Source organism: Salinispora goodfellowii (assembly GCF_059570675.1).
The window spans coordinates 6,413-9,146 of record NZ_JCANTD010000063.1; the positions used below are offsets into that span (position 1 = coordinate 6,413).

The window sequence follows — 2,734 nt, forward strand, 5'->3', positions numbered from 1 at the left end:
GTTGAGATCCTCGCCGACGGTGGACCGTCGGCGCTGGCCACCTCTAGCAGCAGGTCGTCCAGCCGCGCCCCGGCGGTTGAGATCCTCGCCGACGGTGGACCGTCGGCGCTGGCAGCTGCCACACCGGACGCCCCCAACTGTCCCCAGCGTGTTGAGATCCTCGCCGACGGTGGACCGTCGGCGCTGGCACCCAGTAGCCGCAGCAGACGCCGCAGCTCAAACCGGTTGAGATCCTCGCCGACGGTGGACCGTCGGCGCTGGAATCCGGTCGACACGATCCGAAATGCGTTCCGCACGTTGAGATCCTCGCCGACGGTGGACCGTCGGCGCTGGGCTTTCTGGGCTGCGGATTTGGTGTCGTGGCTGTCGCTGGCTTTGAAAGGTAGGTGAGCGGTGTCCGCTTTGTTGGCTTTCTTGCCTGGGAACCTCGCGCTTGTTGCTATCGCGCTTGGGGTTCCTAGATCTTTAAAATAGGTGGTCGCCGTGGTGGGGTGCGAGCTGCGCGACGCCGAGTCGTTCCACGTGGCGGAGTGTGTCTTTAGTGAGGTGGTAGAGCCGAATGTCATCGGTGGTGTGGCTGATGGTATCGGAGAGCTTCTGGCGGAAGACCGGGTACTGGGCAGCGGTGCAGGCAATTTCGAAAACAGATTTTTGCACTCTGATGCCGTGGCCTTCGCAGATCTTCGCTACCTGCCGTAGGCGTCGTTGGCCTTCCGGAGTGGTGGTGTCGACGTCGTAAGTGACCAGGTATTCCATTATGCGGGGCTCCACGGGTTGTAGTGGGGTGTGTCGCTGCGTAGGTGCCGGGCGAGGAGTCGGGCTTGGATGAGTGGTAGGACGGCTGCGGGAATGTCTCGGCCGAGTTGGCGGTGGGCCCAAGGGCGGGCGCGGGCCTCGCTCCAGAGGGTCAGGTAGGCGCGGCGGCCGTCCTCGTTGATTTCGTGGGCTCCGCCGGGGTGTTGGGTGAAGTGGTGGGGTGTGAGCTGGCGGCGGTTGAAGGCGGTGAAGACCATACGGTCGACTTGGAGGTGGCGCATTTCTTCCATCAGGTCGAGGGCGAGAGCGGGCTTTCCTGGTCGGATGCCATGCAGGTAGCCGATGTAAGGGTCTAGGCCGACGTGTTCGAGTGCGCCGTGGACGGCGATGCGGAGAATGCCATAGCCGAAGGACAGGGCGGCGTTGACGGGGTCGGTGGGTGGTCTGCTGATTCGATGGGTGGGTGCGGTGACTTGAGCGTGGTCAACGAGTAGGTGTCGCCAGGCGGCAACGTATCGCTTGGCGGCTTGACCTTCGATGCCGAGAATGACGTTGATGTTGTTGGTGTCGGGGAGTTTGGCGAGGTCGTCGGCGATGGCGGATGCGGTTGCGCGAAGGGCCTGTTGTCTAGTGGTTCGGGCGTCGGCGGCGGCGCGTAGCAGAACCTGTCGGGTGTTGTGGAGTTTGCCGGCGACGAAGGCGCGGGCGACTGCGGCGCGGCGGTCGGGTTCGCGGAGGGCGTCGTGTTGGGCGACTCTCAGCAGGGGGTTGCCGCCTTGTGGGCCGATGACGCGGGCGCGGAACCGACCGTTGCTGGTTAGCCAGGTTACGGATCGTTGGTCGGCTGCGCAGCGGTGTAGGAAGTCATCGGTGAGGTTGACACCGCCGAAGGCTACGACGTGGTCGATTCGGACAAGGGGGAGACGTTTCGCGCCGTTTTCGGGGTGAAAGACCCGGACGGCGTCGTGGTCGAGGTGGACGCTGCTACCTGGCGTCAGGATGTAGAGGGTGTTTTTGATCAGTTCAGGCATCCCAATCACCGGTTGGTCGGGGTGTGTAGAGGTCGGTGGGGTTGGCTAGGGCCCGGGGTAAGCAGTCGTCGAGCAGTGAGCAGCGTCGGCATCGGCGGTCTGCTATTGGTGGTGGTAGTTGTGGTGCGAGCAGCATTGCGTGAAGTGCGCGGGAGGTCTGGTTGACGGTGGTGATCAAATCGTTGGTCAGCTGTACCCGGTGTCGTCGCCGGTCGAAGTGTGTGAACACCTCTGCATGGGAGACATCGAGGTCGCGGCCGAGCATTTCGCGTAGGCAGAGGGCTTGGGCGGCAGCCTGTACATCGGCTGGTCCCCCGGGCTGGTACCGGCCGATCTTGTGTTCGACGGGGATCGCAGTGCCATGGCCGATCTCGACGACATCACATCGGCCATAGAGACCGAGGATGTCGCTCCAGACGGGTACGGCGTAGTGCTGCCGGTACCCGGGGGCGGCCGTGGCGCGGGTGCCGGGCCGGTCGACGCGTTCGTGGGCCAGGTGGCCACGAACAGTGTTGATGTCGTCGGTGAACACGCCGTCGACGTGGATGAGGGCAGCCTGGCGGGGACAGTAGGCATAGTGCTCTAATGCCGACAGTGGGATGCGGCCGGCGTTGCGGCAGGGCGGTTGCAAGTTCCGGGGTCGTGCGGCTGGTCGGGTAGTGACCGGTTGGGGTGTATAGCAGAGCAGGCACGAGCTTCGTGATCATTGTGGTGTCTAAGCCCGATGATCATGAGGTGGCTCGTGCCTGCCGTTGCATCTTCTCCCATCCCTGCGGTGCTGGTGAAACTGGGGCCGCTGGACACTGGCCGGATCGCTGACCTGCGCCCCTACTTCGACTTGGTGCCGGACCCGCGTTCGCGGCGGGGGCGGTGGTACTCGCTGACCGCGGTCCTGCTGGTGTGTGCCTGTGCGGCTGTCTCGGGCGCGAGGAGCATCGACGAGCTCG

Annotated in this window: 4 protein-coding genes and 1 CRISPR repeat array; of the genes, 1 reads left to right on the forward strand and 3 read right to left on the reverse strand. The window is 64.4% G+C overall.

Translation table 11 applies throughout. From position 1 onward, the window contains the following. Positions 1-333: a CRISPR direct-repeat array (repeat unit 37 nt; unit sequence GTTGAGATCCTCGCCGACGGTGGACCGTCGGCGCTGG). A gap of 132 nt (positions 334-465) precedes the next feature. The 3 genes from cas2 to cas4 are packed head-to-tail and all read right to left on the reverse strand — an operon-like array spanning position 466 to position 2,418. After that, positions 466-756, reverse strand: a complete 291-nt coding sequence (cas2, locus tag T398_RS26185; protein WP_496450481.1) for a CRISPR-associated endonuclease Cas2 — start codon at positions 754-756, stop codon at positions 466-468. Continuing rightward, positions 756-1,787, reverse strand: a complete 1,032-nt coding sequence (gene cas1c / locus T398_RS26190) for a type I-C CRISPR-associated endonuclease Cas1c (protein WP_496450482.1) — start codon at positions 1,785-1,787, stop codon at positions 756-758. The genes cas2 and cas1c overlap by 1 nt, the downstream gene beginning before the upstream one ends. Continuing rightward, entirely contained in the window at positions 1,780-2,418 is a 639-nt protein-coding gene (gene cas4, locus T398_RS26195; RefSeq protein WP_496450483.1) for a CRISPR-associated protein Cas4, read from the reverse strand. Before cas4 ends, cas1c begins: the two co-directional genes overlap by 8 nt. A gap of 99 nt (positions 2,419-2,517) precedes the next feature. Between cas4 and T398_RS26200 the strand changes: the two genes are divergently transcribed. Then, the coding region (locus tag T398_RS26200; protein ID WP_496450484.1) for a transposase family protein at positions 2,518-2,734 on the forward strand (217 nt) is incomplete at its 3' end.